The 23,862-nt window shown below is 55.8% G+C and carries 30 protein-coding genes; 7 read left to right on the top strand and 23 right to left on the bottom strand.

Annotated elements, in window-relative coordinates:
- Window positions 1-253: 253 nt before the first annotated feature.
- Both M2407_RS13620 and M2407_RS13615 read left to right on the top strand, forming a co-directional pair.
- On the top strand, window positions 254-565 hold the full coding sequence (locus tag M2407_RS13620; RefSeq protein WP_041415720.1) for a type II toxin-antitoxin system HigB family toxin: 312 nt from the start codon (window positions 254-256) through the stop codon (window positions 563-565).
- Window positions 562-984, top strand: coding sequence for a type II toxin-antitoxin system HigA family antitoxin (locus M2407_RS13615; RefSeq protein ID WP_130017018.1), 423 nt, complete (start codon window positions 562-564; stop codon window positions 982-984). The genes M2407_RS13620 and M2407_RS13615 overlap by 4 nt, the downstream gene beginning before the upstream one ends.
- A 16-nt stretch (window positions 985-1,000) precedes the next feature.
- Here M2407_RS13615 and M2407_RS13610 read toward each other — a convergent pair whose 3' ends face one another.
- The 10 genes from M2407_RS13610 to M2407_RS13565 form a co-directional block, all read right to left on the bottom strand.
- Window positions 1,001-2,917, bottom strand: a complete 1,917-nt coding sequence (locus M2407_RS13610) for a transcription antiterminator (protein ID WP_259218420.1) — start codon at window positions 2,915-2,917, stop codon at window positions 1,001-1,003.
- Window positions 2,918-2,968: 51 nt separating this feature from the next.
- Window positions 2,969-4,186 carry a lactonase family protein gene (locus M2407_RS13605; RefSeq protein WP_122080299.1) on the bottom strand — a complete coding sequence of 406 codons (1,218 nt, stop codon included), beginning with the start codon at window positions 4,184-4,186 and terminating at the stop codon, window positions 2,969-2,971.
- A gap of 151 nt (window positions 4,187-4,337) precedes the next feature.
- The gene (dagF, locus tag M2407_RS13600; protein WP_197821274.1) at window positions 4,338-5,078 is read right to left on the bottom strand and encodes a 2-dehydro-3-deoxy-phosphogluconate aldolase; all 741 of its coding nucleotides are present in this window, start codon (window positions 5,076-5,078) and stop codon (window positions 4,338-4,340) included.
- Window positions 5,075-6,193: a DgaE family pyridoxal phosphate-dependent ammonia lyase gene (locus M2407_RS13595; protein WP_020831886.1), complete on the bottom strand. Its 1,119-nt coding sequence runs from the start codon at window positions 6,191-6,193 to the stop codon at window positions 5,075-5,077. The genes dagF and M2407_RS13595 overlap by 4 nt, the downstream gene beginning before the upstream one ends.
- Entirely contained in the window at window positions 6,177-7,316 is a 1,140-nt protein-coding gene (locus tag M2407_RS13590; protein ID WP_130017020.1) for an amidohydrolase/deacetylase family metallohydrolase, read from the bottom strand. The genes M2407_RS13595 and M2407_RS13590 overlap by 17 nt, the downstream gene beginning before the upstream one ends.
- Window positions 7,317-7,382: 66 nt before the next feature.
- The gene (locus tag M2407_RS13585) at window positions 7,383-8,033 is read right to left on the bottom strand and encodes a DUF4310 family protein (protein ID WP_017894152.1); all 651 of its coding nucleotides are present in this window, start codon (window positions 8,031-8,033) and stop codon (window positions 7,383-7,385) included.
- A gap of 11 nt (window positions 8,034-8,044) precedes the next feature.
- Window positions 8,045-8,821: a DUF4311 domain-containing protein gene (locus M2407_RS13580; protein ID WP_012147073.1), complete on the bottom strand. Its 777-nt coding sequence runs from the start codon at window positions 8,819-8,821 to the stop codon at window positions 8,045-8,047.
- Window positions 8,822-8,851: 30 nt separating this feature from the next.
- Window positions 8,852-9,148, bottom strand: coding sequence for a DUF4312 family protein (locus M2407_RS13575; protein WP_020831890.1), 297 nt, complete (start codon window positions 9,146-9,148; stop codon window positions 8,852-8,854).
- Window positions 9,148-9,513 (bottom strand): glycine-rich SFCGS family protein, encoded by a 366-nt coding sequence (locus M2407_RS13570; protein WP_012147075.1) that lies wholly within the window; start codon window positions 9,511-9,513, stop codon window positions 9,148-9,150. The genes M2407_RS13575 and M2407_RS13570 overlap by 1 nt, the downstream gene beginning before the upstream one ends.
- A 35-nt stretch (window positions 9,514-9,548) precedes the next feature.
- Complete coding sequence (locus M2407_RS13565) at window positions 9,549-9,896, bottom strand: glycine dehydrogenase (RefSeq protein WP_041415017.1); 348 nt, start codon at window positions 9,894-9,896, stop codon at window positions 9,549-9,551.
- 425 nt (window positions 9,897-10,321) lie between these two features.
- Here M2407_RS13565 and rnk point away from each other — a divergent pair, with 425 nt between their 5' ends.
- Window positions 10,322-10,732: a nucleoside diphosphate kinase regulator gene (gene rnk, locus M2407_RS13560; RefSeq protein WP_020831894.1), complete on the top strand. Its 411-nt coding sequence runs from the start codon at window positions 10,322-10,324 to the stop codon at window positions 10,730-10,732.
- Between the two features lie 39 nt (window positions 10,733-10,771).
- On the opposite strand, the gene M2407_RS13555 is transcribed toward rnk, so the two are convergent.
- Entirely contained in the window at window positions 10,772-11,560 is a 789-nt protein-coding gene (locus M2407_RS13555; RefSeq protein ID WP_259218418.1) for a sulfite exporter TauE/SafE family protein, read from the bottom strand.
- A 120-nt stretch (window positions 11,561-11,680) separates the two neighbouring features.
- Between M2407_RS13555 and M2407_RS13550 the strand changes: the two genes are divergently transcribed.
- A complete protein-coding gene (locus M2407_RS13550; protein ID WP_122080683.1) occupies window positions 11,681-12,466 on the top strand; it encodes a helix-turn-helix domain-containing protein in 786 nt (261 codons plus the stop codon).
- Here the strand turns inward: M2407_RS13550 and cybC are convergent.
- On the bottom strand, window positions 12,463-12,849 hold the full coding sequence (gene cybC / locus M2407_RS13545; protein ID WP_020831899.1) for a cytochrome b562: 387 nt from the start codon (window positions 12,847-12,849) through the stop codon (window positions 12,463-12,465). The two genes, M2407_RS13550 and cybC, sit on opposite strands and share 4 nt — an antisense overlap.
- 192 nt (window positions 12,850-13,041) lie before the next feature.
- Entirely contained in the window at window positions 13,042-14,382 is a 1,341-nt protein-coding gene (pmbA, locus tag M2407_RS13540) for a metalloprotease PmbA (protein WP_020831900.1), read from the bottom strand.
- Between the two features lie 177 nt (window positions 14,383-14,559).
- Between pmbA and yjgA the strand changes: the two genes are divergently transcribed.
- The gene (yjgA, locus tag M2407_RS13535; RefSeq protein WP_020831901.1) at window positions 14,560-15,108 is read left to right on the top strand and encodes a ribosome biogenesis factor YjgA; all 549 of its coding nucleotides are present in this window, start codon (window positions 14,560-14,562) and stop codon (window positions 15,106-15,108) included.
- A gap of 30 nt (window positions 15,109-15,138) precedes the next feature.
- On the opposite strand, the gene M2407_RS13530 is transcribed toward yjgA, so the two are convergent.
- The 5 genes from M2407_RS13530 to aaeX form a co-directional block, all read right to left on the bottom strand.
- Window positions 15,139-15,438 (bottom strand): barstar family protein, encoded by a 300-nt coding sequence (locus tag M2407_RS13530; protein ID WP_122080306.1) that lies wholly within the window; start codon window positions 15,436-15,438, stop codon window positions 15,139-15,141.
- 5 nt (window positions 15,439-15,443) lie between these two features.
- Complete coding sequence (locus tag M2407_RS13525) at window positions 15,444-15,893, bottom strand: ribonuclease (RefSeq protein ID WP_020831903.1); 450 nt, start codon at window positions 15,891-15,893, stop codon at window positions 15,444-15,446.
- A 243-nt stretch (window positions 15,894-16,136) separates the two neighbouring features.
- Window positions 16,137-18,104, bottom strand: coding sequence for a p-hydroxybenzoic acid efflux pump subunit AaeB (aaeB, locus tag M2407_RS13520; protein WP_020831904.1), 1,968 nt, complete (start codon window positions 18,102-18,104; stop codon window positions 16,137-16,139).
- Entirely contained in the window at window positions 18,104-19,039 is a 936-nt protein-coding gene (aaeA, locus tag M2407_RS13515; protein WP_020831905.1) for a p-hydroxybenzoic acid efflux pump subunit AaeA, read from the bottom strand. The genes aaeB and aaeA overlap by 1 nt, the downstream gene beginning before the upstream one ends.
- Before the next feature lie 7 nt (window positions 19,040-19,046).
- A complete protein-coding gene (aaeX, locus tag M2407_RS13510) occupies window positions 19,047-19,250 on the bottom strand; it encodes a p-hydroxybenzoic acid efflux pump operon protein AaeX (RefSeq protein WP_004936952.1) in 204 nt (67 codons plus the stop codon).
- A gap of 440 nt (window positions 19,251-19,690) precedes the next feature.
- Here aaeX and aaeR point away from each other — a divergent pair, with 440 nt between their 5' ends.
- Window positions 19,691-20,602: an HTH-type transcriptional activator AaeR gene (gene aaeR, locus M2407_RS13505; RefSeq protein ID WP_041415021.1), complete on the top strand. Its 912-nt coding sequence runs from the start codon at window positions 19,691-19,693 to the stop codon at window positions 20,600-20,602.
- Here aaeR and M2407_RS13500 read toward each other — a convergent pair.
- Both M2407_RS13500 and M2407_RS13495 read right to left on the bottom strand, forming a co-directional pair.
- Entirely contained in the window at window positions 20,565-20,942 is a 378-nt protein-coding gene (locus M2407_RS13500) for a hypothetical protein (RefSeq protein WP_259218414.1), read from the bottom strand. The two genes, aaeR and M2407_RS13500, sit on opposite strands and share 38 nt — an antisense overlap.
- Window positions 20,939-21,226 (bottom strand): zinc ribbon domain-containing protein, encoded by a 288-nt coding sequence (locus tag M2407_RS13495; protein WP_259218413.1) that lies wholly within the window; start codon window positions 21,224-21,226, stop codon window positions 20,939-20,941. The genes M2407_RS13500 and M2407_RS13495 overlap by 4 nt, the downstream gene beginning before the upstream one ends.
- A gap of 208 nt (window positions 21,227-21,434) precedes the next feature.
- Here M2407_RS13495 and M2407_RS13490 point away from each other — a divergent pair, with 208 nt between their 5' ends.
- Window positions 21,435-22,379 (top strand): nucleoside hydrolase, encoded by a 945-nt coding sequence (locus M2407_RS13490; protein WP_259218412.1) that lies wholly within the window; start codon window positions 21,435-21,437, stop codon window positions 22,377-22,379.
- Window positions 22,380-22,523: 144 nt separating this feature from the next.
- Here M2407_RS13490 and M2407_RS13485 read toward each other — a convergent pair whose 3' ends face one another.
- The 3 genes from M2407_RS13485 to M2407_RS13475 all read right to left on the bottom strand — a co-directional run bounded on the left by M2407_RS13485 (window position 22,524) and on the right by M2407_RS13475 (window position 23,673).
- Window positions 22,524-22,745 (bottom strand): hypothetical protein, encoded by a 222-nt coding sequence (locus tag M2407_RS13485; protein WP_116691081.1) that lies wholly within the window; start codon window positions 22,743-22,745, stop codon window positions 22,524-22,526.
- 146 nt (window positions 22,746-22,891) lie between these two features.
- Window positions 22,892-23,221 (bottom strand): hypothetical protein, encoded by a 330-nt coding sequence (locus tag M2407_RS13480; RefSeq protein ID WP_259218410.1) that lies wholly within the window; start codon window positions 23,219-23,221, stop codon window positions 22,892-22,894.
- Between the two features lie 17 nt (window positions 23,222-23,238).
- Window positions 23,239-23,673 carry a hypothetical protein gene (locus M2407_RS13475; protein WP_259218409.1) on the bottom strand — a complete coding sequence of 145 codons (435 nt, stop codon included), beginning with the start codon at window positions 23,671-23,673 and terminating at the stop codon, window positions 23,239-23,241.
- Window positions 23,674-23,862: the final 189 nt, after the last annotated feature.

Below are 23,862 nucleotides of genomic sequence, written 5' to 3'. Positions count from 1 at the left end.
CATCCCCAATTCCCGATGCATGCTAAATAGAAACACCTTGCCTCTCCGCAAACCCGATCCCAACGATTGTAATAAGCATAATCACATGATTTTATTATTTAATAATAAATCTATAGTGGTTTCTCAACGGCAAAATACTAAACCCTACCGACAAGTTACGCCGCCGCTCGCCGCAGAGACAAAAAGGAAGTTTACAATTTGTGAACTAGCGATTCAGCCGCTACAATGATGACAGGGCATGGATGAGGGAGAGATGCATATAATTTCAAGGGAACCGTTCAACGAGGCCGCAATCCGCTACCCCAACGAAGCAGCCTCTCTCAACACAATCTACAAAACGCTGCGCCGGGGGACATTTCATACGCCGGAAGATTTAAAATCCCTTTTCCCCAGCCTGGACAGAATGAAGTACAAAGCAAAATGGTGGGTCATTGATGTCGGAGGAAATCATCTCAGGATCTTATTCTTTGCCAGTTTTGATACCCAGAAAATATTTGTTAAACAGATAGTGACTCATGCAGAGTACGACAGATTACTGCAGCAGTACCGGAGGAACCCAAAATGATCGCCGATGCGCTTAAGGCCACCCATGAGCTGTTACGCGCCATACCCTTGTTAGGTGGCAGCACCTCGCCACAGGATTACCGTGATGCTCTGGCGTTAGTGGAACACCTGCTTGAAACCGACGAGCACCACCCGCTGATTGACGTTCTGGCAGCCAAGATCGTCGAGTATGAAGATAACAGCCCTGATTTTGCAGAGTTCAATCAGCGTATCGCACAGCTACCACAAGGTGTAGCCGCGCTGAGCGTGCTGATGGAGCAATATGGCCTCAGTCAAAGCGACTTCGAAAAGGAGATCGGCAAAAAGTCACTGGTGAGCCAAATTCTAAGCGGAAAGCGATCGCTGACCATCCCCCATATCATGGCGCTGGCAAAACGTTTCAACCTGCCGCCGGCCTTGTTCTTGCCTGAAGCCCGTTAGAGAGGGCCCTCCAGTCCTAGATCCGGCTCAAACAGTCCAGCGCCACCGCCTTGAAGCTATCGAAGTTGTTGCTGCCCAACAGGCGGCTCATTGACCGCTCGCGTACAAAGGTGACAAACAGCTCATAAATAGCCATCGCTTCTTCGTAATCGCTTTTGCTGATCGCCAACAGGAAGATCACGTGGGCGATTTCGCCCTCTCCCCAGACCACACCCTGCGGCGCCAGCAACGTCACCACCACGGTTTTTTTCGCCAACAGGCCCAGCGAGTGCGGCAGTGCGATCCCCTCGCCCAGCAGCGTGGAAACTATCGCCTCGCGCTCTACGACCGACGGATAAAAGTCATCACCCACGTAGCCTTCGCGCTCAAGCTGGCTGCACACTTTCTGGAACAATTGCGCCTGAGTCAGCGGCTCGTTCACCACCATAAAATGGTCGGCGTCGAAAAACTTCTCCAGCATATAGGGCTTGGTGCGATCCACCAGCACCAGCTTACCCAACTGTTCTAGCTGGTATTCGGTCGGGAACGGTGACATCACCACCACCGGTTTGTTCTTTTCACTGACCCGCGCGTTGGAAATGACAAAGTCTTCGTCGATATGATTGAGCACCTCGTAATCGCGTAGCGAAACGATGCGCGTCATCACCAACTGCGGGTATTTGCGTGCGATTTGCGCCTGGATCATCCGGACCGTCGAATTGCCGGTATCGCAGACCAACATCACCTGCGGATGGCGCTCATAACCGATGTTGTAATGCCGCTCCAGGCCAACGCCAATGTGCAGCACCAAATAGCCGATCTCGTTTTCACTCAGGGTATAAGGCGTGTATTTTCCCCAGCTCGATACGGCCGCCAGCGTCACGTCGTAGGCCATCGGGTAGTGCTGCTTGATGTTCGCCAACAGCGGGTTGGGGATATTAATCTGGTATTTCACCCTAGTGATCATGGTTTTGATGTGGGTGAGCAGATCGGCCCGCAGCTGCTTATCCCCCTGCAGGTTGTAGTTATAGTGCGAATTGATATACGACAGGATGTAATCCACCAGCGCTTCTTCATCGTCGGCGTTGATCTCGGTCGGCTGCACCTCCTGCACACGACGCGCGGCGATGTTGACCCGTAGATAAGCCTCCTCCGCCATCGAGACCTCTTTGCCGCTGGCTTTGCGTAACTCCCCGGCTAGCCAGGTAGAAGCCTTACGCACAGCGTCATCACCGTCCTCAACGTCAAAATCCGGCAACGGATAGCCGTCGGTAATGCGCCGCAATGCCACCGCACAGTAGAAAATCAGGTACTGTTCACCTTCGTCGGTCAGACGAATAGCATATTGAGACAACAGCGGATGCAGCAGCCCGGCAAAGGTCGCCACCTGCGGTTTCTGCAGGATCTCATTGTTAAGCAATGGGTTTTCGGCGTCGGCCAAATGCAGTTGGAATAACAAGTCGGTCAGGCAGGCGCGGATCGCCATCTCCGAGCCGAACAGCTTCATGCCGTAGCGCGGCTTGGTCTCGATGGTCAACTGATAGTGCGCCAGGCGCTCCCTCACCTCAGCCATGTCGTTTTGCAGCGTGCCGCGGCTGACAAACCATTCGTCGGCTAAATCTTCCAGCTTCAGAGAAAAGGCTGAGGTCAAAAAACGAACCAGCAGATAGTGTACCCGCTCCTGTGCGCTGCGTGGCGTGGCGTGTTTTTTACGCTCCTGATGCTGCAGGGCGCTGAACAACCTGGCGTCATCCACCTGCAGGCGATAGCCCGCACCGCGGCTATGCACAAAGTGCGCACCATATTTTTCCAAAATATCGTTCAGCGCGGTGATATCAGCACGCACGGTTCGGGTGGACACGGCAAAACGCTTCGCCAACTCGTCCTGCGGCAAGGTTTCAGACTGCAAAGCATCGAACAGATAGGCCAAACGCGGGTAGGGAAATCGCACCATTCTCTTTCCGTCAATTAGAGTGCCCGCCAGGTGGATCCGGCGGGCAACAAGTTACTTGGCTAGCGGCAAGAACACCATTTGCGAGGGGCTGCCGACCGGCGTATAGCCTTCAACAAAGCTGAGTTTGCCACTGGCCTTATCCACGCTGAAACGGGTGACGTTATCGCTGCGTTGATTCATCGCATACAGATAGCGCCCGTCCGGACTCAGCGTTAACGAGCGCGGATAATCCCCGCGCGTCCAGGTTTCCGCCACCGAATGCAGCTCGCCGCCACTGCCAACGCTGAACTGCGCGATGCTGTTATGCAGCCGATTGGCCACGTACAGATTTTTGCCATCCTCGCTCAGCACCAGGCCGGCGGCGAAGTTGGTGCCCTTATAATCGGCTGGCAGCGAAGAGATCACGTGCAACTGTTTCAGAGTACCTTTTTGGTTATCAAAACGGTAGCTGGTCAGCGTGGAAGCCTCTTCGTTCACCAGCAGCAAGGTTTTCCCGTCCGGATGAAACACGAAATGACGCGGCCCGGCGCCGGCGGAAGATGCCGCGATCCACGGCGGATCGTTCGGCGTTAACTGTCCGCTGGCATCGTCAAAGCGCCATTGATAAATACGATCCAGCCCCAGATCGGTGGAGAACACAAACTTGCCGCTCGGATCGCTGGCGATCATATGCGCATGCGGGCCGTTGTGATCGCTGATAGCAAAGCTGCCCTCCACCGCCGCCTCCGGCTTGCCGGCCCCTGCCGGTCCTTGCTGTTGCTGCACCGAACTGGCCGTGCCCAGCTTGCCGTCGCTTTCAACCGGGAAAGCCGCTACGGTGCCGCTGACATAGTTTGCCACCAACAGATGACGACCGTTTGGCGTCAGGAAGAGATAAACCGGCCCCGCCCCCTGCGCATCAACCTGATTGAGCTGGGTCAGGTTGCCGTCCGTCGGATTGATACGGTAAGCAATAATGCCGCCATGCTGAGTCCCGTTAAAGTCAGCCACTTCGCTGGCGACATACAGCGTCTGGCCTTTGGCATCCACGGTAAGCTGTGCTGGGTTCGGCTGGCTGCTGGCCAGGGTTCTGGCGCTCAGTGCGCCGCTGACCGGATCGACCTGCACCCGGTAAACGCCTTCGCCGTTAGGGTTGTAAGTACCGATATAAGCAAAATGAGATGACGTAGATTTCATTGCATCCTCAGCATGAAGCGCCGGGCTAGCCATCGCCAGCAGCGCCAGAGTGACTGCAGTTCGCAGGGTGGAAGATGTTTGCCAGTTTCGCATAGTTATCCTGATGGTATACCCGTCATCTTTCAAGCCACAGCGTAGTTAGCTGCAACTTGAAAGCCAGAGGGGAAAGATAGCGGCGCGGTGTGCCCGCGCCTGGGGATACAGAGCCTGCGCCTCCCTGCCTTACGTCATCCGATAATGCGCTTTAACCCACCAGCTTTTTGGTGGTCACCAGCAGGGTTTTCACGTCCTGTGGGCGGGTGTTACCGGTGCTGGAGTCGATGATTGAGCTATAGATGTGCGGGATCACGCGCTTCACGCCGGCAGCCAATGCGATCTCGACGATCGGCTCGAAGTTTTCCAGATCGATACCGCCGGTCGGTTCCAGCATAAAGTCATGCTCGGCACAGGCTTTGGCGACATACTCGTATTCCTCTCTGCATGCCAGTCCGCCCATCGGGAAATATTTGATTGAGCTACCGCCCATGTCTTTCAACAAGGCGATGGCGGTTTCCACCGGTACAATGCCGTCCGGCGCGGCAGCGCTCAGCGGCCCCGTCGAAATTTTTACCCAGCCAACGCGGCCGGTTGGCGACACCAGACCGTTCACCACGCTGTCATTCTGCCCCAGCAGCGCACGGCTTGCGCCCACGCCGGTAAACACCTGATTGACGTGCTGCGGCTGTACCCGCTGGGAAATCAGGCTGACCATCGCCGATTGTTTAGGATCGCCTGCGCCCAAGCCTACCGACAGCGCATTTTCTATCAGACGCGCATAACGCTGCATGTCCGCAACTGCACTGTCGACGTCCGGGTAGTTCTTGGAAAGCACCCCTACCAGCACATGCCCTTCTGCCGCCGCATAAATCTCCTGCGCGTTGTCTTTCGAACCGGCCAACACGTTGAGGCACACGCGATCGCGATAGTAGTTAGGTTGCAGCTTCATGCTTGTTTCTCCGTGAACAGATTTTTAATACAGGTGAAAACGGTCATCAGCTGTTGCTGATCAACGCTGCGCACGTCCACTTCAATCTTGCCTTCGTTAGCTTTATAGCCACGGAAGTAGATAGCGATCTCGCCGGTTTTCAGCGCCTGCACAATGTCGTAGGTCGACCATCCCAGCACCGCTTCGTCGAACGTGATTTCTGCCCGTGCGATATCACGCCCGGCGCTGTCCCAGACGGTTTTGGCACTGATACCGGTCAGGGTATTCAGACTGTCGATAAACGGCGTCATTCTTTCAACCATCTGCTGCCCGGTGGTTTTCTCCAGCCGCAGGTAGCTTTCTATCGCCTGCGTCAGGCCGAGGATGCCCTCTTTGCCGACCTTCATCGCCCGGCCGATACCGCCGGTTTGCAGCTTCACCCATTCGACGTACTGTTTCTTGCCAATCACCAGACCGCTGGTCGGGCCTTCGATGGCCTTGGCGCCGCTGTAAACCACCAGGTCGGCTCCCATCTGGTAGTAGCACAGCAGATCTTCTTCCGCCGCGGCATCGACGATCAGCGGCAGGTTATGTTTGCGCGCCACCACCACCGCCTGCTCAACGGAAAGAATGCTTTTCTGCACGCAGTGGTGTGACTTGATATAGAGGATCGCCGCCGTTTGCGGCGTAATGCAGGCCTCGAGCTGTTCGGCGGAACACTCGTTGGCATAACCGGCTTCAACCACCTTACCGCCGCCCAGCGCCACCATGGTATCGACCGGCGCACCAAAGTTGACGTTATGACCGCGCGGCAACACGATTTCGCGCGGAACGGTAATAGGTGCAGAGTGCAGGTTCACCAACAAGTTGGCGTTGTCTTTGACGATCAGCGCCGCCACTGACTGGGCAATGCCCGCCGAGGCGCAGGAAACCACCACCGCGCTTTCGACATTCAGCAAATTGGCGATGTAAGCGCCGGTTTTGTCGACCAGATCCTTGATTTCGAAGTAGTGGTTCATGCCGTAATCCACGGCATCAATGACGTCCTGGCGCGGCGTAGACACGCCGAGTGCAGTCATGCGACCTGAAGTGTTGATGACCTGTTTTAAATTATATTTTTCATAAATCGAAGACATGAGCGGCTTTCCCTTCATCGGTTAATAGGATTTCCCCGGCCACCACGGCGGCCAGCGGAACCAGCAATTGTTGACCCTCGGCCGACTGCCCTTCTGAATCGGCGAACACCTGTGGCCCCTGACGGAGCTCGAACAGCGTGAAATCGGCATCGCAGCCCGGTTCTAGTCGCCCCTTATGGGACAGGTGCAGCGCCGAGGCGGCATTTTCCGTAACGCAGGCAATCACCTGCGGCAGCGATAGCCCAACGCTGAAGAATTTGGACATCACCGTCGCCAGGCTGTGTACCGGCCCGGCCATCCGGTTGCGGCAGTAGATATCGGAGCTGATGGTATGCGGCAAAATGCCGAGCGCTATCGCCTGGCGCGCCACCTCGAAGCTGAAGCTGGCGGTGCCGTGGCCAACATCCAGCAGGACGCCGCGCTTTAGCGCGCGCTGGATAGACTCACGCAGCGTGCCCGCCGGCGTCAGAATGCGATTCGGTTTGCCGTTGTAGCAGTGAGTGATAATGTCGCCACGGGTTAGCAGATCGGCTATTTCATCCAGATCCGGCGGGTTATTGCCAATATGAACCATCAACGGCAACAGGTTATTTTCTTGCTGGATCTCTTTGGCCAGCACCAGCGGCCGGATGCCGTTCTGGCCAACGACGCTGCTGCTCATGCGCGCCTTGATGCCGATGACAAAACCGGCATGTTTGTCGATCGCCCGGCTGACTTTCTGTTTGTCGATGTCTGCCAAATCAGCCAGTTCGTTCTGACGCAGCAGGCCGATGCGCGAAATGTTCAGGAAGGCGAAAACGTTGGTTTTGCTGCTGCGCGTCAGCGTATAAAACGCATCCACGTCGTCGGTGCCGGTGCTGCCGGCATCCACCACCGTGGTGACGCCACAGGCCGTCCCGACCAAGTCCGGTTGGTCATGGTAAATCGGCGAAGAGGGGTAGCAGTGCACGTGGGAGTCGATCCAGCCGGCGCTCAGGCGGCAGTTACCCGCCAGATCCAGTTTTCGATGGGCGTGGACGTCATCGGCCAATTGCCCCACTTCGGCAATCTTGCCGTCTTTGACCGCCAGATCCACCAGCCGATCATCCGCCAGTCTGGCGCCTGTGATTACTAAGTCATACATACCGCATTACTCCTTTTACAGCCTGGGGACGGCACCCGGTACCGCCCCCAGCAATCACGTTCGTGATTAGGCGATAGCTACCGGGAAAATGGCCCCTAACAGCATCGCACCGAGGATCGCCCCACCGGTGATCGGCTTATTCCAGATATAGAACAGCAAGGCGCCAAGCAGCGAGCCGATACCGATCGGAATGGAAGCGGTCATCGCCGACAAGATGATCAACGGCCCCAGGAAACGCCCTGAGGAGTTACCGGCGCCCATCATCACGTCCGCCCCGTAGGTGGAGTTGCTCTGATTGATGGTAAATTTACGCGCCAAAATGATCAGGTAGCCAATCGCCAGGCCAATCACCAGGCCGGTCACCAGCGAGGCGGCAAAGTTAGCGACCGGGAAAATGATCCCCGCCCCCAGCAACAGCGCCGGAACCCCCAGCCCCACGCCGGTCTGGATCGCACCGCCGATGTCCAGGATCCCCACCAGCGAACCTTCAATGATGCGCGCAAACAGGAAGCTGGCCCCGAAGGCCGCCACGGCACCGTAAACGCCAGTGTCCATTCCCGCACGCAGCATGGAAACAAAGGCCACTTCGTTAAACGCGCCGATGCCGTACAGGTAGTACATATGTGTTCCGGCGAACACGCCTGAGGAAAGCAGACCGACAAAAATCGGGAATGACCAGTCGGCATACCAGAAGCCTTTTTGGGTTTGTTCTTCCATTATCCAGCTCCTTATTTACCGCTCAGGGTGTTGTGAATGGCGTCCAACCAACCCGGCACGCCAAGGCTGAAGGACTCGAGGACTTTCATGTCGAAGCCGCGGAAGAACCCGCTCAGCACGAACAGCAGCACGATCACCGCCATCATGATCTTGGTGATTTTGTTCCAGCCGCTCTCTTCCACGCCTTTACCGATCAGGATGCCCAGCACCAGCCCCGGTACGGCGTTGCCCATAATCAGCTGCGCCAGGCCGCCGAAGATGGTGCCCCAGAAGCCGGAACGGCGTCCGGCGTCGATCGCCGCCAGCCAGAAGATCACCGGCATCACGGTATTCACCAGCAGGTTTGCTGCTGGCACCAGCACCTTGATCGCCGTCACCTGCAATGCGGCAGGCACGGCGGAAGCGGTGGTATTCAGGAATGCCACAACCAGCATGCCGATGATGCCGCAGGCGATAGCCATTTTTTTCGGATCGTGCAGCGTTTGCGCCAGGTTGCGGTTTTTGACCATCAACGCAGCCGCGCCCCAGTGTGGAATAATGCGGTGGTCAACGTCCTGCGTGAAGGCCCCTGCTGCCACGGAAGACGCCCAGGCGTTGAAGAAGAAGCCCAGACCGAATGAGAAGTGGGAAGCCGGGTCACCCTCGCAGGAGTTCAACTCGCCCAAGGTGCGGAAAGCTCCCATGCCCTGTGTCGTCGGAGCATGGAACATACGTGCGGCGCCGGCCCCTACGCCAACCCCCACCAGTCCGCCGATAATAAGCGACTTAAATAAGATGATTAAAAACATCAGTATACCCTTTGATTTATGCTAACGTTTTTATTTCGCGACGAAGACAACTTTTTCTGTATTGATCATTGTCACGTTCACGGTTATTTCCAGAGCCACGAAGTAGCTTTTTCTTTCGCGCGGCAGAAAGAAAAACAGAAACTTTTCTTTTGTTATTTTCTCTTCTGCTTTTAATACGCTGACATCCTGCGGTTCAATACGCAGCAGAATATTACCGGTGGATTTTAATACCGCGCCCTGCACATTGGCCAAGGCGGAAGCAAAAGCTTTCGCTTTGCTATCGCCCTTACCCTCCACCTTTACCGACGTTGTATATTGTTCTTTCATTACGGGTTGCCGTGTTTTTTGACGTAGGCTTCAACCAGTCTTTGACCCAGCTCTTCTTTATCCATAAAACCAAAACCCAATACGGTGCAGCCTTCGTTTATTGCCGTCACGCCCTCATCAATGGAACGCATGCCGTATTTGGCTTTGTAGCCATATTTAGTCTGGGCGGTAATGGCCCCGGCACCGCCGCTGCCGCAGAAAGAAATCCCCAGCTGCGCGCCTTCCGCTTTCATCACGTCACCCAGCTTCATGTCGGCCGCCACACCGGGGATCACGATGGCTTTTCCGCCTGCGTTTTCAATACCCTGACCCACTTTCTGACCTTTACCCAAACGATCGCCAATCACTACGGTAATCTGACCCATGGTATTTTCTCCTGATTAATTTAATTCGGTAAAAGCTATTGGTTATTATCTTTTGCCACTTCAAAATGGACGGAAAGCAAATAAGCCTCTTCAATCGGCAGAGTGGTAAATTGGTCGACTACCCGCTCCGCCATTTGCATGGATTCCGCCGAGATCTCGTCAAACAGTGATTTATCGACTTCCGGTAATGGCTCGCCGGTTATTGAGCGCAACACCATGGCGCGAATATGCGACTCCAGCATCTGTTGCTGCACCGCATTGGTATAAATATCTTCGGCGTTTAGCATGGCGGTAATATCAGCCAGCACCCGTTCGGTTATCGCCCCGGCCGTGCTGACGTCAGGTTGTTCACTATTTTCTCTCGCAGCAGATCCATCATTCACTTTTCAGTACCCCTAGATCCAAACATGATTCCGTAAGTCGCACAGCACATCACCTGAATAAGCCGCCTTCTCTGATGCCTTTACCCTAACCCCGGAGCGATATTCTGTGTACTCTGTTTTTTTCCAGTTGAAAGTGGAAATTCAATGACCGTCAGGGATCCATTTCGCAAAATAAGCATCTGCCAGATAATTCAATTAGATTACAAAAAGATATCGCCACAAAAGGTTTCCAGTTGAGCCAAGGGAGGTGAAAAGCTTCGTGATCGGGATCTCTTTCTTTTCCCGGCTTAACCGCCTACTATCGGTAAGACAATTCGACATCAACAACACCCCCGTACCTCTGGCGCGGGGGTTTTGCTTTTGTGCTGTTTTTCCGAATTTATGGGCGCGTTACCCGACGCCTTTTGATTTGACTGGAGAGTGGAATGACCAAGCCAACCATTACTATTAATGAGCTGGATGCGGAACGCCTGGATGCGCTATTGGAACAACCGGCCTTTGCCAACACCGATGTCGCGGCTGCGCTGAACATCGAGCTGGATCGCGCCGAAATTCTGCCGCCGTCCCAGATCCCGGCCAACGTAGTGACCATGAACAGCCGCGTACGTTTCCGCGATCTGCACACGGCAGAAGAACACGTGCGTACGCTGGTTTACCCGGCTTCGCTGAAGGATAGCCACGAACAGCTGTCGGTGATGGCGCCGCTGGGCGCAGCGCTGCTGGGCATGCACATCGGCAACCAGATTACCTGGCAGTTGCCGAACGGTGAAGAAGCGCGTATCGAAGTGCTGGAACTGTTGTACCAGCCGGAAGCGGCGGGTGAATACCACCGCTAAGCGGTTTTCAGGGCGGTGACCAGCCGCCCTTTCTGTCTCTTACACACCGATGGCGATCAAAACCAGGATCAGCAACAGCACGTAAATTCTGGCATGCAGCCGATCATTGACCTTCGGCAGCCACTTCCTGGCAACCACCGTCCCCACGACACCGCTCGTCACCAACTGCCCGAGCAGGGCCAGATTGACGTAACCCAGATAGTGTGGCCCTGTCATTTCCCTCCATCCCAAACCGACGTACATCAATGCCCCCACGACGGCGACAGGGATCGACAACGCATTGGCCGAACTGACGCAATGCCGCATCTCGAACCCATGGCGACGCAACAGAGGCACCGTCATCACGCTCCCCCCTACGCCGAGCAGGGTCGCGATGACACCAATCAGCGGGCCGCCGATCAACAGAGTCGATGGTGAAAGTGCAGCGCGTACCGGCTTAACCAAAAACCCCGGCCTGAACAGACAATCCGCAATCGTCACCAAGATGTAAATCACAAACAACAAGCGCACCGTGCCGTCCGCCAACAGGCTGGATGCAAAAGCCCCCAGCACCGCCCCCATCCCGATATAAAAAATGAGCGGAACCAGAGTTTCACGCAGCAGGTTGCCACTGCGCCACTGGGCAAAAGTGGCGTAACCTGCCGTGAAAATCATCACCGCCGTCGAGGTGGCCACTGCGATATGCATCGCCTGACCAGGCTGTTCCCCCGAGGCGATCACCAGATGGTAAACCAGTGGCACCACCACAAAACCACCGCCAAAACCGAACACGATGGTCGTCATACCGGTAACAAAGCCGGTCAACAGCACGAAAATAATATCCGCCATAGCCGCAGGCACTCCTGAGTAAAGATGTCGAGCGGCAGCATAAAACACCGGCTTTTGGCTTGCTTCATATCAAAGGCCAACTATCATTGCGTTTCGGCCAACTGTTCAGCGTAAGACTTTATGCGCAATCGACATATTGACGATCTCGACTCGGTGCAAAGGCCCGTGATTGCTATTGGCACCGACTACCCAAGGGGTTACCTGCTGCCTATGCACCAGCATCGGCGCGCTCAATTGCTTTACGGCGCCACCGGGGTAATGCACGTGTTCACCCGTCAGGGGAACTGGATTGTGCCGCCTCAGCATGCGGTGTGGCTGCCCCCACAGATGGCGCATGAAGTAAGAATGGTCGGCGTCACGACCCGCAGCCTGTACATTGAACCGGTCGCGTTGTTGGTTGACCCACCACAGGATTGCCAGGTGGTCAGCGTAACGCCGCTGATGCGCCAACTGTTGATGGCCGCCGTCGATATGCCACTGGATTACAATGAGCAAGGCCGGGATGGCGCGCTGGTTAGCCTGCTGCTGCATGAGCTGGCCAATCTACCGCCTCTGCCACTGCATATCCCCCTGCCGGCGGACCGGCGGCTGAGTGAACTCTGCCAGCAATTCCTGCAACACCCTGACGCGCACGATTCACCTCAGGCATGGGCTTCGCGGCTGTATATGAGCATCCGCAGTTTCAGCCGCCTGTTTCGCGCTCAGACAGGAATGTCCTTCTCACAATGGCGTCAGCGTGCCTGCGTGGTGTTGGCGCTGGCCCAATTGGCCGAAGGCAGCAGCGTGACGCAGGTGGCTCTGGAATTGGGGTATGAAAGCAGCGCGGCGTTTGCCACCATGTTTCGCCGCGTGCTGGGGCAGGCGCCGTCCTGCTATCTGGCTTCAGAACGGCGCGAAAGGGGTTAGCGGAACTTCTTGTGGTTAGCGTCGCGGGTTTGTTTGAAGCCCTGCGCGACCTGCTTGGCTTCGGCCAGCTTGCCCTGGTTGGCCAGCGCCAGCGATTGGTCGATCTGACCGATCAGCGTGTCCAGCCCGTGGTGGAAATCTTTTATCTCCGGGCTATCGGGCGCTTTGTCCTCCAGCTTGGGCGGCGTGCTTTGCTTTGCATCCACTGCGGCGGCGCGCATGTTCTGCAAACTTTGCTTCAAGGTATCCGTGGAGTCAGTGCTCAGCACCGTTTTGTAATTGCCTGCGATGGTATCCATATCGTCGGCCAGATCGGCCGCGACCGCCAGTGAACTGGCGCCCAGCAGCGCCAGCGCCATCAGCGCTTTCAGTTTGTTCGACATGCTTGCTCACCTTCCAGTTATTGTTTTAGTGGTCCCCTTTTAGGGCCGTGCGCCGCCATTGACCACGCCATGACGCAGCACAGCCTAAACATAGGCAAGGGAGCAGAAAACCGAAACCGGAGATTTGTAAGCAAGGTTAAAACAGAGGAAGGGGAAACGGCTGGCAACGGGAGCGGCCAGCCGTGGCGAACATTATTGACCGGCGATTTTCATGTCCGGCAGTAAAACGGAGCCGCACTGAATATTGCTGCGGGTTTCGATGTCGCTGCCCACGCTGACAATGTTGCGCAGCATATCCTTGAGGTTGCCGGCGATGGTGATCTCGCTGACCGGATACTGGATCTCGCCGTTTTCCACCCAGAAACCGGCGGCGCCACGCGAATAGTCACCGGTAATACCGCTAACGCCCTGGCCCATCAGTTCGGTCACCACCAGGCCCGTGCCCAGTTGCTTCAGCATGCCGGCAAAGTCATTACCCTGCCCGGCAATGCGCCAGTTGTGAATACCGCCTGCGTGTCCGGTGCTGTGCATACCGAGCTTGCGGGCCGCATAGCTGGTCAGCAGCCAGGTTTGCAGTACGCCATCTTTAACGATGTCGCGCCGTTGGGTGCGTACACCTTCGCTGTCGAACGGCGTGGAAGCCAGGCCTTTCAGCAGATGCGGGTGTTCTTCAATGGTCAGCCAGTCCGGCAGGATCTGCTTGCCCAAAGAATCCAGCAGGAAGGTGGATTTACGGTAAACGCTGCTGCCGCTGATGGCGCCAACCAAATGCCCGAACAGGCCGGTAGCCACTTCAGAAGCGAACAGCACCGGGGCGGTCATGGTAGACAGCTTGCGCGGTGCCAGACGCGACAGCGTGCGGCGGGCACATTCCTGACCCACCCATTCAGGGCTTTCCAGATCGCCCATCGCACGGCCGATGGTATAGGCGTAGTCGCGCTCCATATCGCCATCCTGCTCGGCAATCACGCAGCTCGACAGCGAGTGCCGGCTGGAACAGTAGCTTTGCAGCATGCCATGACTGTTGCCGAACACCTTGATGCCGTAGTGGCTGTTAAAACTGCCGCCTTCGGTATTGGTGATGCGCTTGTCAGCCGCCAACGAAGCCTGCTCTGCGCGAGCAGCCAATTCGATACCGCGTTCGGCGTCCAGTTCTGCCGGATGGAACAGATCCAAGTCCGGTGCATCAAACGCCAACAGGTCCTTTTCCGCCGGGCCGGCGTTCGGATCTACCGAGGTGTAACGGGCAATATCCAGCGCCGCCTGCACGGTGCGGGCAATGGCATCCGGGCTGAGATCGGTGGAAGAAGCGCTGCCTTTGCGTTGCTGGTGATAGACGGTAATGCCCAACGCGCCATCGCTGTTGAACTCAACGTTCTCCACTTCGCCAAAGCGAGTGCTGACGCTGATACCGGTAGATTTGGTCACGGCAACTTCTGCCGCATCAGAACCGGCGCGCGCCAGTTCCAAAGCCTGTGAAACGGCCTGTTCCAGCGCCTTGCGCTGTTCTGCAACTTGAGTGACTACTTTCATCAATCTGCCATACTTAATCAGAAAATCGTTGAGAAAAGTGCCGTGGCGGCGTGGTTGCGCGCGGAGTCACGCGCAAAAATCATGTGATTTATACTTTTGAGTCTAACAGGAACCGCGTGGAATTTCGCATAAAGCCGGCAACCTGTTAGGATTAGCCTCTTTTTAACGGAGCCTACCATGAACAAACAGCCTGAAGACTGGCTCGACGATGTCCCGGAGAACACGGACGAGGACGATGACGAGATTATCTGGGTCAGTAAAAGTGAAATTAAACGTGATGCCGAAGCCCTGAAAGACCTGGGGACCGAACTGGTCGAACTGGGTAAAAACGCGCTGGAACGCATCCCGCTGGACGAAGATTTGCGCGCCGCAGTTGAGCTGGCGCAGAAGATCAAGAAAGAAGGCCGCCGCCGTCAGTTGCAGCTGATTGGCAAAATGCTGCGCGCCCGCGATGTAGAGCCGATCCAAACCGCACTCGACAAGCTGAAGAACCGCCATAACCAACAGGTTTCGCTGTTCCACAAGCTGGAAGCGCTGCGTGACCGTCTGGTGGAAGAAGGTGATGACGCGATCCCGTCGATTCTGGCGCTGTATCCGGAAGCCGACCGCCAGCAGCTGCGCTCACTGGTGCGTAACGCACAGAAAGAGAAAGCCGCTAACAAGCCGCCGAAAGCTTACCGTCAAATTTTCCAATACCTGCGCGATCTGGCCGAAACCGCCGAATAATCGCCGCCGTCACCACGGGATGAACCCGATTCATCCCCGGTGATGTGCAGGTTCACCGCTGCTTTCACGGATATTGAAACGCAGGCTGCCTTCCAGTTCTTCTTCCGCCTCTTCAAACAACAGGATAATCGCACCAAAGCGACGTTTGCTGCGGGCGTTGAGATGGGTAAACTCAATCTCGACCGGCAGGCCGATATCCGCCGTGACCACGTCCCACAGCGCGTCAAGATTGGCACCAAAAGCCTCATCCAGTGCAAACTTATGCGCAAAAACGCGGTAAAACGCCGGCAGATCGCTAATCTGATTAAAATCGAACTCTACTTTTGCCATCAAGCTCACTCCACCCGAATGAAGTTTTTATAATGGTCACGCGTGACAAAAATCAGGCCATCACTGGAATACAGCAGGCGATCGGCACCACGCCGGCCGCATTGGTAATTGATATCCGCCTCGCGCCATACCCGGCTGCGGGCCGCAGGCAGTTGTCCTTCACGGTTTGAGAAACGGTCGCCACCAATTGCCTTGCCCGGCAGCACCGAACACAGGTTGCCGTTACGTGCATCCCATCCCTGCTCGCGCGCCTGTTTTTTGGTGATGTAATAGTCCGGCAGCCGCTGATGCTGCTGCAGGTAGCTCACCACCCTTTTCTGCTGCGTCAGTTGGTCAATACTCTGGCCTTCGGCCACCGCCGGTACGTTGGTAATCGCCCGATCGTTACCACGCAGTGCGCTAAAACCGGCTATCACAATGGCGATAACTACCGCCACGAGGATCCGCTTATTCATTGCTGTCCCTGAATTATGGCCGACAAGGGTGCACCGGCACCCATGCTAGTTGGATTTATAGATGAAGAGGATGAAGCAGAGATGACTGGTATGTAACGTTTTCACTTCAGGGAAACCACGCCCCACAACCTGCAACACCCATTCAAGCTAATCATGCCATTGTGCAGCGCGTCTGGCACTCAGTGCAACTCTGAAACAGGCCTCTATCAGGCAAGTATAGCCCCGGCAGGGGCGTTTGGCGTATCAGTCGATCAACGCGTGGCGGTAGCGATGCAGCATGCCGGCCAGGCGTTTTACCGGATCGGTAACGCTGAGCGGTGCGTGATAATCCACCAGCTTTTGCTGATAGTCATTCATTTCGTCCAGCAGCCGATCGTAATAGTAAGCGCGCTTCACGTCGTTCTTGGCCGAAACCACATGATCGGCAGTGTTGCGAATCTGCTTGTGGAACGCCGAAAGCTCCTCGCTAACCGGGATCTCCGCCCGCTGCATGCGCTGATGAGCAATGATCAGGTTCAGCGCCAGCCGGTATTTGGCAATGTCGTTCGGGAACATCATCAGCAGTTGGTTAAGCTGCTGATACAGCGCCGGCAGATGGTTTTGCCGACGGCGCGACGCCTTGGTGGTCAGTGCCGATACTGCGCTGCTGACAAACTGGTTCAGCAGCGTGCGGCCGGTGCGCTCACGTGAATTATCGCGGATCAGCAACAGCACCATCAACCCCACGCAGCTACCGAGGAACTGGCCAAGCGCACCGTCGAGAAACTGAGTGACGTTGAATTCCATCGGGTTACTCAACACCAAAATGTTGATGGTCCCCGCCAGCAGACCAAGCGAACCCAGCCGCCTTTTCTGCACTTCGATACCGATGAAAAACGCCAGCAGCCCCAGGCTGAGACACAGCAGCAAAATGCTTTGCTGGGTCGCCGGCAGGATCACCATAAAGAACAGCGAACCGACCGGGATTGCCGCCAGCATGCCCAGCACAAAATCCATTGCGACCATACGCGGCGCGGGGGTACGCATCGCCAGCGAGGTGATCACCGCAATGATCACCATAAAACCGCTGCCGGAGGTCCAACCGGTCCACAGCCACAACAGGCTGCCGAAGGTCGTCGCCACAAAGGTACGCAGACCGTTGATCATCGCGTGATGACCTTCCGCCGACGTCGGTTTGATCACCACCTCACTGCTCAGCACACTTTCTTCCACCGCACTGATGCTGCTGTTGGTGTGCACGCCTTTAGCCAATAACAGATAACGCGTGGCCGCCCCGACCCAACTGCTGATGGTCAGCAAGGTTTCGTCGGTGCGGTTGGTGGTCAGCACCTGGCGCAACAGCTTCATGCGCTTGTGAATTTCCTGCGGGGTATCCGCCGGCACCATCAGCAGTTCGCGAATATTCTCTTTCACCGCATCCGGATGATTCAGCAGGATTAAATACGTCTCGCAGGCCTGGGTAATCAGCGTCAGCGACAGCGTATGCAACGCCTGAACACGACGGTTCACCTTTTGCCAGCGTGAAGACTCCATCATCAGGTTGCTGCGCATGCCGTTCAGCGCAGTGGTGCTTTTCACCAGGTTGCTCCAGGCGCGGTCAATGTCTTCTTTCTCGGCATCGCTGATGCACATCTGCATCAAGCGGTACTGATCCACCAACAGTTGATCCACCGCGCGATCGATATCCTGCTTGATCGATCGCGGCGAGAACAACAGATCCGCCAGCACTGCGCTGACGATCCCCAGCACGATCTCGCTGCAGCGCTCAATGGCGAACTGCGGCGCTTCCAGCAGGTGGGATTCGCTGGTGGCGACCGTCACGATAATGATCAGCGCGGTATAACCGGCCAACCCCCAGGCGTAAGAATTCTCGACTTTAATCAGCGAGGACAACCAGGTACAAAAACCGGCCCAGATACAGCACAACAACAGCATCACAACGGGCGCACGCGCCGTAGTGACGATAATCGCCAGACCGACGAAACACCCGATAAAGGTACCGATGATACGCAGCCAGCCGCGGTGGCGGATAGCGCCGGAGAAGGGTTCGCCACCGGCGGCAAAGGCCGGGCCGGCGGCCACGATGGCGGCGGTCATCGCCGACCAACGTGGCGTTTCCAGATTGAGGTGGAAGCCGACAAACAGGGCAAACACAATGGCAAAGCTGAGCTTGAAGGCAAATCTCAGCCTGATAAAGGTTGGGTTATTCATTAACCGAACTCACGCAGCCGATGCATCAAACGCACAAAAGGCGAGCCGCTGTCGGTAGCGCGATCGTTCTTGCCGGTGATCACCACGGTAGCCGTGGTACCTGCCGGGTACGGATGCAATTGGTCTTTGTCATCCAGCAGAATTTTCACCGGCACGCGCTGTGCCAGGCGCACCCACTCCAGGTTGCTGTCGATCGACGCCAGCCCTTTGCTGTTCACGGTGCTGCTGCTGTTATTGACGGCGGCAGCCACGCTGTCGACGGTGCCATGCATGATACGGTTACTGCCCAACGGGGTAATTTCCGCACGATCGCCTTTGTTCAGACCATGCAGCTTGGTTTCTTCCAGATAGGCCAAAATATAGAAACTGTTTTTCTTCACCAGCGCCACAGCGACTGAACCACGGGTAATGTACTCACCGGCATGCACGTTCAGGTTTGTGATCCAGCCATCGGCCGGTGCGCGCACTGTGGTACGTTCCAGGTCCAGCTTCGCCAGTTCACGCGTCGCTACAGCCTTCGCCAACTGATGTTCTACGGTTTGCAGAACGTTATTCGCCTGGTCTATTTCTTCCTGCGACATCGCCTGCACGCCCAAGCGAACACGACGGCCCGCCTCCCTTCTTTTTTCCGCTGCCAAGGTCTGGTAGTAGGCCACGTCGGCGTTAGCTTCCGCCAGAGCCTGCTGGTAGCGCGGCTGGTCGATCACCAACAGCACCTGCCCTTTCTTGACCAACTGGTTATCCACCAGCGGCACGTCGGTCAGCAGCCCGGTAACGTCCGGCGCTATCGCCACCACGTCGGCAGTAAACTTGGCATCACGCGTCCAGGGGGACTCGGTGTAAAACACCCAGGCTTTGAATACGGCGACGATCCCCAGCAGGACCAGAATCAGAGTGATCGCGATTCGGGTTATTTTTATTGAAAAATTTTTCACAGCGACCTCAAACGAAAAGACATGAAATCAGATAGAACAAACAGCAGTACAGCGCGGTATTGAACAGCGCTGGATGCCAGACAAAATCGTAGATCCCGGTAGGCTGCAGCAGACGGCGCAGCAAGAAAAACAGCGCCAGCGAGACCAGCAATTCAAAAAATACCGGGGGGAACGACAGTCCGAAAATGACCATAACCGGAAGCAAACTCATCAATTTTTCCTTATTACTCACTGCACCGGGCGTAACCCTTTATACCCGTCATCTTTCAAGTTGCAGCGCTGTTATCTGCACTCGCTCACCCCAGTTACTTACTTAAGTAAGCGCCTGGGGTGAGCGAGCTGGTCGCCTAGCTGCAACTTGAAAGCTATAGGGTATATTTCATTCACATTCTCTTTACATTTTAGCCGACACGCACCACAAATTCCGCCCCAGACAGGTTGTCCAGGCCACGAACCTGAAAAAAAGGTAAACTCTGGAACGTACATCCGCGATAGGGAATGCGAGGATACCGGAGGGATCGGCCACGACGTCGGCGCCGATCGCACTCGCGCGTTGATAAGGTCTTTCCACCCGACCCCGTTATATTAGCGTGCTTACTATCAACTCATCAACAATCTGTGATCTAAATCACTTTTAAGCCAGAGTGAATAATGGAACGATTAAAACGGATGTCGGTATTCGCCAAAGTGGTTGAATGCGGGTCATTTACTGCGGCGGCGCGCCAACTCGATATGAGCGTTTCGTCTATCAGCCAGACCGTCTCCAAACTGGAGAATGAGCTGCAGGTTAAACTGCTTAACCGCAGCACCCGCAGCATTGGCCTGACGGAAGCCGGAAAAATCTATTACCAGGGTTGTCGTCGCATGTTGTTGGAAGTGAGCGAGGTGCACGAACAGCTGTACGCGTTTAACAATACCCCGACCGGCACGCTGCGCATTGGCAGCTCGTCCACCATGGCGCAAAACGTGCTGGCGACCATGACTGCCGATATGTTGAAGGAATATCCTGGCCTGACGGTGAACCTGGTGACCGGTATTCCGGCGCCGGACCTGATTGCTGACGGGCTGGACGTGGTGATCCGTACCGGTGCGCTTCAAGACTCCAGCCTGTTCTCCAAACGTCTGGGATCCATGCCGATGGTGGTCTGCGCCGCCAAAAGCTATCTCAGCCAGCACGGTACGCCGCAGAAGCCCAGCGACATGGTCAACTTTTCCTGGCTGGAATACAGCGTGCGGCCGGATAGCGAATTCGAACTGATCGCCCCCGAAGGCATCAGCACGCGTATTGCGCCGCAGGGACGTTTTATCACCAATGATTCACAGACCATGATCCGCTGGCTGAAAGCCGGGGCCGGTATCGCCTATGCGCCGCTGATGTGGGTGATCGAAGAGATCAAACGTGGTGAGATCGAGATTCTGTTTAAAAGCTATCATGCGGATCCTCGCCCGGTGTACGCGGTGTACACCGAGAAAGATAAGCTGCCGCTCAAGGTGCAGGTGTGCATCAACTACCTGAGCGATTACTTCAAGCGCGTGGCGGAAGTTTATCAGGAGTATCGCTGAGCAAAATACGGCGTGCCAACGCGCCAAGCAACAGCAAGGCCAGCATGCCCAGCCCCCAAACCAGCCAGACAAGATACCCAGCCCAGGTGATCAACTGCGGGAAATAACTCGCCAGCCAATCCCCCAGTTGCTGCAACAACGGTAACCAGCTTTCCAACAGCGCCTGCGGCACCAGGCTAAGCAACCCCGCCAACGGGGGCGCCAGCTCCGCAGAACCCCTTTGTGCCAGCCCCGTCAACGACGGCAGCCAGGCCAACACGCCGGAAGCTCCCCCGGCCAGCAGCGTCCATAACGTCATGGCCGCCAACAGGACGACCAGACTCCATCCTGATTTGGTCATGGTTGCCCTCCGCTGACCGCCGTACCACACTGTTGGCAGAAACGGCTCCCCGGCGGCAGCGGCGCCGAACACCCGCGGCAGGACGCTGACTCCGTTTCGAAAGGTTGGCCGCAGCGGTGGCAGTAACGGGCACCGGGCCGGTTAGGCGCCTGACATTGCAGGCACTGCTGGCCCTGATCGCCATGCTGGTTATAACGGTTACCATGGTGCCCGCCCCCGTGCCGCGAACGTGAGTAGCCACCACCAAAGCCACCTTGTCCCAAAAACTTTTTCAACATGCTCATCGCTCTTCACCTCTCTGCTGTACGCCAGGACTCAATGTAAACCCTGGAGTAAACTCCAGGGTAAAGCGCTGCGAGAAGGATTTACGTTTAATTACATCCTAAGATCAGCAACGCTTTGATGTGGCTAGCAAAAAGCATCATCTGTCATTACCTGGCCTGCTGCCGGTGCGCTATGCTGCGGAGACCTCTCCCTGCATCAGGAATAAAAATGAAAAAAATCATACTGGACTGCGATCCGGGGCATGACGATGCTATCGCCATGCTGCTGGCCTGGGGCAATCCGCAGATCGAGCTGCTGGCCGTCACCACAGTGGTGGGCAACCAAACGCTGGATAAGGTGACCCGCAACGCGCTGGCTGTTGCACGCATCGCCAATATTACCGGCGTGCCCTTCGCCGCCGGCTGCCCACGGCCGCTGGTGCGGCAAATCGAGGTTGCGCCCGATATTCACGGCGAGTCCGGCCTGGACGGCCCGGTTTTACCTGAGCCAACGCTGACGCTGGAAACGCGACACGCGGTAGATTTGATTATCGACACCATCATGGCCCATCCGCCAGGCAGCGTGACGCTGGTCCCCACCGGCGGCCTGACCAATATCGCCATGGCAGTTCGTAAAGAACCACGGATTGCCGAACGGGTGAAGGAAGTGGTGCTGATGGGGGGTGGCTACCACGTGGGTAACTGGAGTGCGGTAGCGGAATTCAATATCAAGATTGATCCGGAAGCCGCGCACATCGTTTTTAATGAGAAATGGCCGCTGACCATGGTCGGGCTGGATCTGACCCATCAGGCGCTCGCCACCCCAGAGGTGTGTGCACGCATTGCCGCCATCCACACCGGACCAGCCAGGTTTGTCGGCGAATTGCTCGAGTTCTTTGGCAAAATGTACCAGCAGGCGCAGGGGTTCAGTGCACCGCCGGTGCACGATCCCTGTGCGGTGGCTTACGTTATTGCCCCCGATGTGATGACGGTGCGAAAAGTCCCGGTAGATATCGAACTCACCGGCACCCTGACACTGGGCATGACGGTAGCCGATTTCCGCACAGCACCACCGCCCGACTGCCAGACGCAGGTAGCAGTAACGCTGGATCAGGATAAATTCTGGGGTTTGGTGGTGGATGCTCTAGAGAGGATTGGGGACGTGAAGATTTAATAAACGGTTAACGAGCCGGGTATTACCGATGCCGAACAACTGGAGCTCACCGCCGCACCCGGTGTTATTCGGTTGCTGTGGCGGGAGGACGAAGTTTTTAGGGTATAGATGTAAAAATCCCGGCCAGTTGGCCGGGATATAATATTACTGTTCCAATAGTTTTCTCTTGGCTTCATTTAATGCATTTTGAAGCCAATCAAAATTCATTGCACTAATATTAGATGAAAATTCAACCTTTATATCGTTTATCCCATCTTCTTGTTGTAAAAGTGCAATAAATTCATCATTTCGATAAATTTCAGCTATTAGATTTTCATAATCGACATCACTAGCAATGACAATTTTTAAGTGATCTTTACAATTCATAATTACGGTTCCAAAAATCCACGGAAGTTACCTTGAGGGTCAAACCTGGCCCCTCGTCCATCAGGATGGATAACATCAAATCCTCCAAAAAGATTCCCTTTTTTTACGGATGCTCCAGGTACTTTAACTATCCCGTCTAATATTTTCTACCCCTGTTCGTTGATTTGAGTAGGAGTACCTTTGGCAACAGGATAGACACTTCCTTCACGGCTGCCATGTTTCTGTAATGCTCTGCCTGCAACGGTAAAATTGCCAGATTTAGCTGCTGGATCAATATTGGTTCCAGTTTTAGAAAGAGAATTTAATTCAAGCTGGCCAAATTTACCGGCATTAATTTTACCTATATCTGAAGAGAGACTCTTCGCCGCATTAGCCGCCACAGCTTCAGCTTTCGCCGCCGTTGCCTCAGCCGCTGTCTTACCGATACCTACCGCACCACCGGCCCCAACACCGCCCGGTACGATGGCTTCCGACATCTGGATACCGGCATTATTCAGGCACAGTACAACATTACCCGCACAGGCTTGTATTGCTGCTTTCGCTGCCGCAGCGATTTCAGGAGTGGCCGCTGCCAGTAAACCACCGCCAAGACCTGCAGCGCGCCCGTTACCGCCTGCGCGGCCCGTTGCATATCGCTGCCGGTGCCGTATTTCTGCATCTCGGCCTGATATTCCGGCGTTTTACGCAACGCTGTCGCATCCAGCTCCGGATGCTTGTCCTTTGCCTTCTGCAAGCCATTGATATCACCCTGGGTGCGGACAATATCCATCGTCTGCCCGGCGATTTCGCCGATCAGCTGCGCCTGCTTCAGCCGGTTCTGCTCTTTCTCCTTGTCGAAGATCGGCCCGATACTGCCATTGGCGTTATCCGTATCCCGGCTCAACGCATTCACATCTTGCTGCTGGTTGGCCCGATCGCGAATAACCACGCTACCGCCCAACACCGCAGCCTTGGTCGTGCCTTCTGCATGCCTTTTAGAACGGCAATCTGATCATCGACATAACTGGCTCACCGAGTACGGCATCACCAACCCGAAACCTCTGAAGATCACCGCCGTACCCGGTGTGATCCGGTTACGACACAGGGAAGAGGAGGTTTTGAGGGCTTAGGAAGCAAA

This window comes from Serratia sp. BIGb0234 (assembly GCF_024809915.1).
Taxonomy (GTDB): Bacteria; Pseudomonadota; Gammaproteobacteria; order Enterobacterales; family Enterobacteriaceae; genus Serratia; species Serratia liquefaciens.
The sequence above is the reverse complement of the archived record's forward strand: the minus strand, read 5'-3'. Positions and strand labels throughout refer to the sequence as shown.

Bases quoted from the DNA above. Each gene is read 5' to 3' on its own strand.
- M2407_RS13525 (WP_020831903.1), bottom strand. From the start codon at position 15,893: ATGAATAAGCGGATCCTCGTGGCGGTAGTTATCGCCATTGTGATAGCC.
- M2407_RS13485 (WP_116691081.1), bottom strand. From the start codon at position 22,745: ATGAATTGTAAAGATCACTTAAAAATTGTCATTGCTAGTGATGTCGAT.
- M2407_RS13610 (WP_259218420.1), bottom strand. From the start codon at position 2,917: ATGGTGCGATTTCCCTACCCGCGTTTGGCCTATCTGTTCGATGCTTTG.
- M2407_RS13620 (WP_041415720.1), top strand. From the start codon at position 254: ATGCATATAATTTCAAGGGAACCGTTCAACGAGGCCGCAATCCGCTAC.
- rnk (WP_020831894.1), top strand. From the start codon at position 10,322: ATGACCAAGCCAACCATTACTATTAATGAGCTGGATGCGGAACGCCTG.
- M2407_RS13595 (WP_020831886.1), bottom strand. From the start codon at position 6,193: ATGTCTTCGATTTATGAAAAATATAATTTAAAACAGGTCATCAACACT.
- M2407_RS13490 (WP_259218412.1), top strand. From the start codon at position 21,435: ATGAAAAAAATCATACTGGACTGCGATCCGGGGCATGACGATGCTATC.
- cybC (WP_020831899.1), bottom strand. From the start codon at position 12,849: ATGTCGAACAAACTGAAAGCGCTGATGGCGCTGGCGCTGCTGGGCGCC.
- yjgA (WP_020831901.1), top strand. From the start codon at position 14,560: ATGAACAAACAGCCTGAAGACTGGCTCGACGATGTCCCGGAGAACACG.
- pmbA (WP_020831900.1), bottom strand. From the start codon at position 14,382: ATGAAAGTAGTCACTCAAGTTGCAGAACAGCGCAAGGCGCTGGAACAG.
- M2407_RS13615 (WP_130017018.1), top strand. From the start codon at position 562: ATGATCGCCGATGCGCTTAAGGCCACCCATGAGCTGTTACGCGCCATA.
- M2407_RS13530 (WP_122080306.1), bottom strand. From the start codon at position 15,438: ATGGCAAAAGTAGAGTTCGATTTTAATCAGATTAGCGATCTGCCGGCG.
- M2407_RS13575 (WP_020831890.1), bottom strand. From the start codon at position 9,148: ATGAAAGAACAATATACAACGTCGGTAAAGGTGGAGGGTAAGGGCGAT.
- M2407_RS13480 (WP_259218410.1), bottom strand. From the start codon at position 23,221: ATGTCGGAAGCCATCGTACCGGGCGGTGTTGGGGCCGGTGGTGCGGTA.
- M2407_RS13500 (WP_259218414.1), bottom strand. From the start codon at position 20,942: ATGACCAAATCAGGATGGAGTCTGGTCGTCCTGTTGGCGGCCATGACG.
- aaeB (WP_020831904.1), bottom strand. From the start codon at position 18,104: ATGAATAACCCAACCTTTATCAGGCTGAGATTTGCCTTCAAGCTCAGC.
- aaeX (WP_004936952.1), bottom strand. From the start codon at position 19,250: ATGAGTTTGCTTCCGGTTATGGTCATTTTCGGACTGTCGTTCCCCCCG.
- aaeR (WP_041415021.1), top strand. From the start codon at position 19,691: ATGGAACGATTAAAACGGATGTCGGTATTCGCCAAAGTGGTTGAATGC.
- M2407_RS13580 (WP_012147073.1), bottom strand. From the start codon at position 8,821: ATGTTTTTAATCATCTTATTTAAGTCGCTTATTATCGGCGGACTGGTG.
- M2407_RS13605 (WP_122080299.1), bottom strand. From the start codon at position 4,186: ATGCGAAACTGGCAAACATCTTCCACCCTGCGAACTGCAGTCACTCTG.
- M2407_RS13555 (WP_259218418.1), bottom strand. From the start codon at position 11,560: ATGGCGGATATTATTTTCGTGCTGTTGACCGGCTTTGTTACCGGTATG.
- M2407_RS13570 (WP_012147075.1), bottom strand. From the start codon at position 9,513: ATGGGTCAGATTACCGTAGTGATTGGCGATCGTTTGGGTAAAGGTCAG.
- M2407_RS13590 (WP_130017020.1), bottom strand. From the start codon at position 7,316: ATGTATGACTTAGTAATCACAGGCGCCAGACTGGCGGATGATCGGCTG.
- M2407_RS13585 (WP_017894152.1), bottom strand. From the start codon at position 8,033: ATGGAAGAACAAACCCAAAAAGGCTTCTGGTATGCCGACTGGTCATTC.
- dagF (WP_197821274.1), bottom strand. From the start codon at position 5,078: ATGAAGCTGCAACCTAACTACTATCGCGATCGCGTGTGCCTCAACGTG.
- M2407_RS13495 (WP_259218413.1), bottom strand. From the start codon at position 21,226: ATGAGCATGTTGAAAAAGTTTTTGGGACAAGGTGGCTTTGGTGGTGGC.
- M2407_RS13550 (WP_122080683.1), top strand. From the start codon at position 11,681: ATGCGCAATCGACATATTGACGATCTCGACTCGGTGCAAAGGCCCGTG.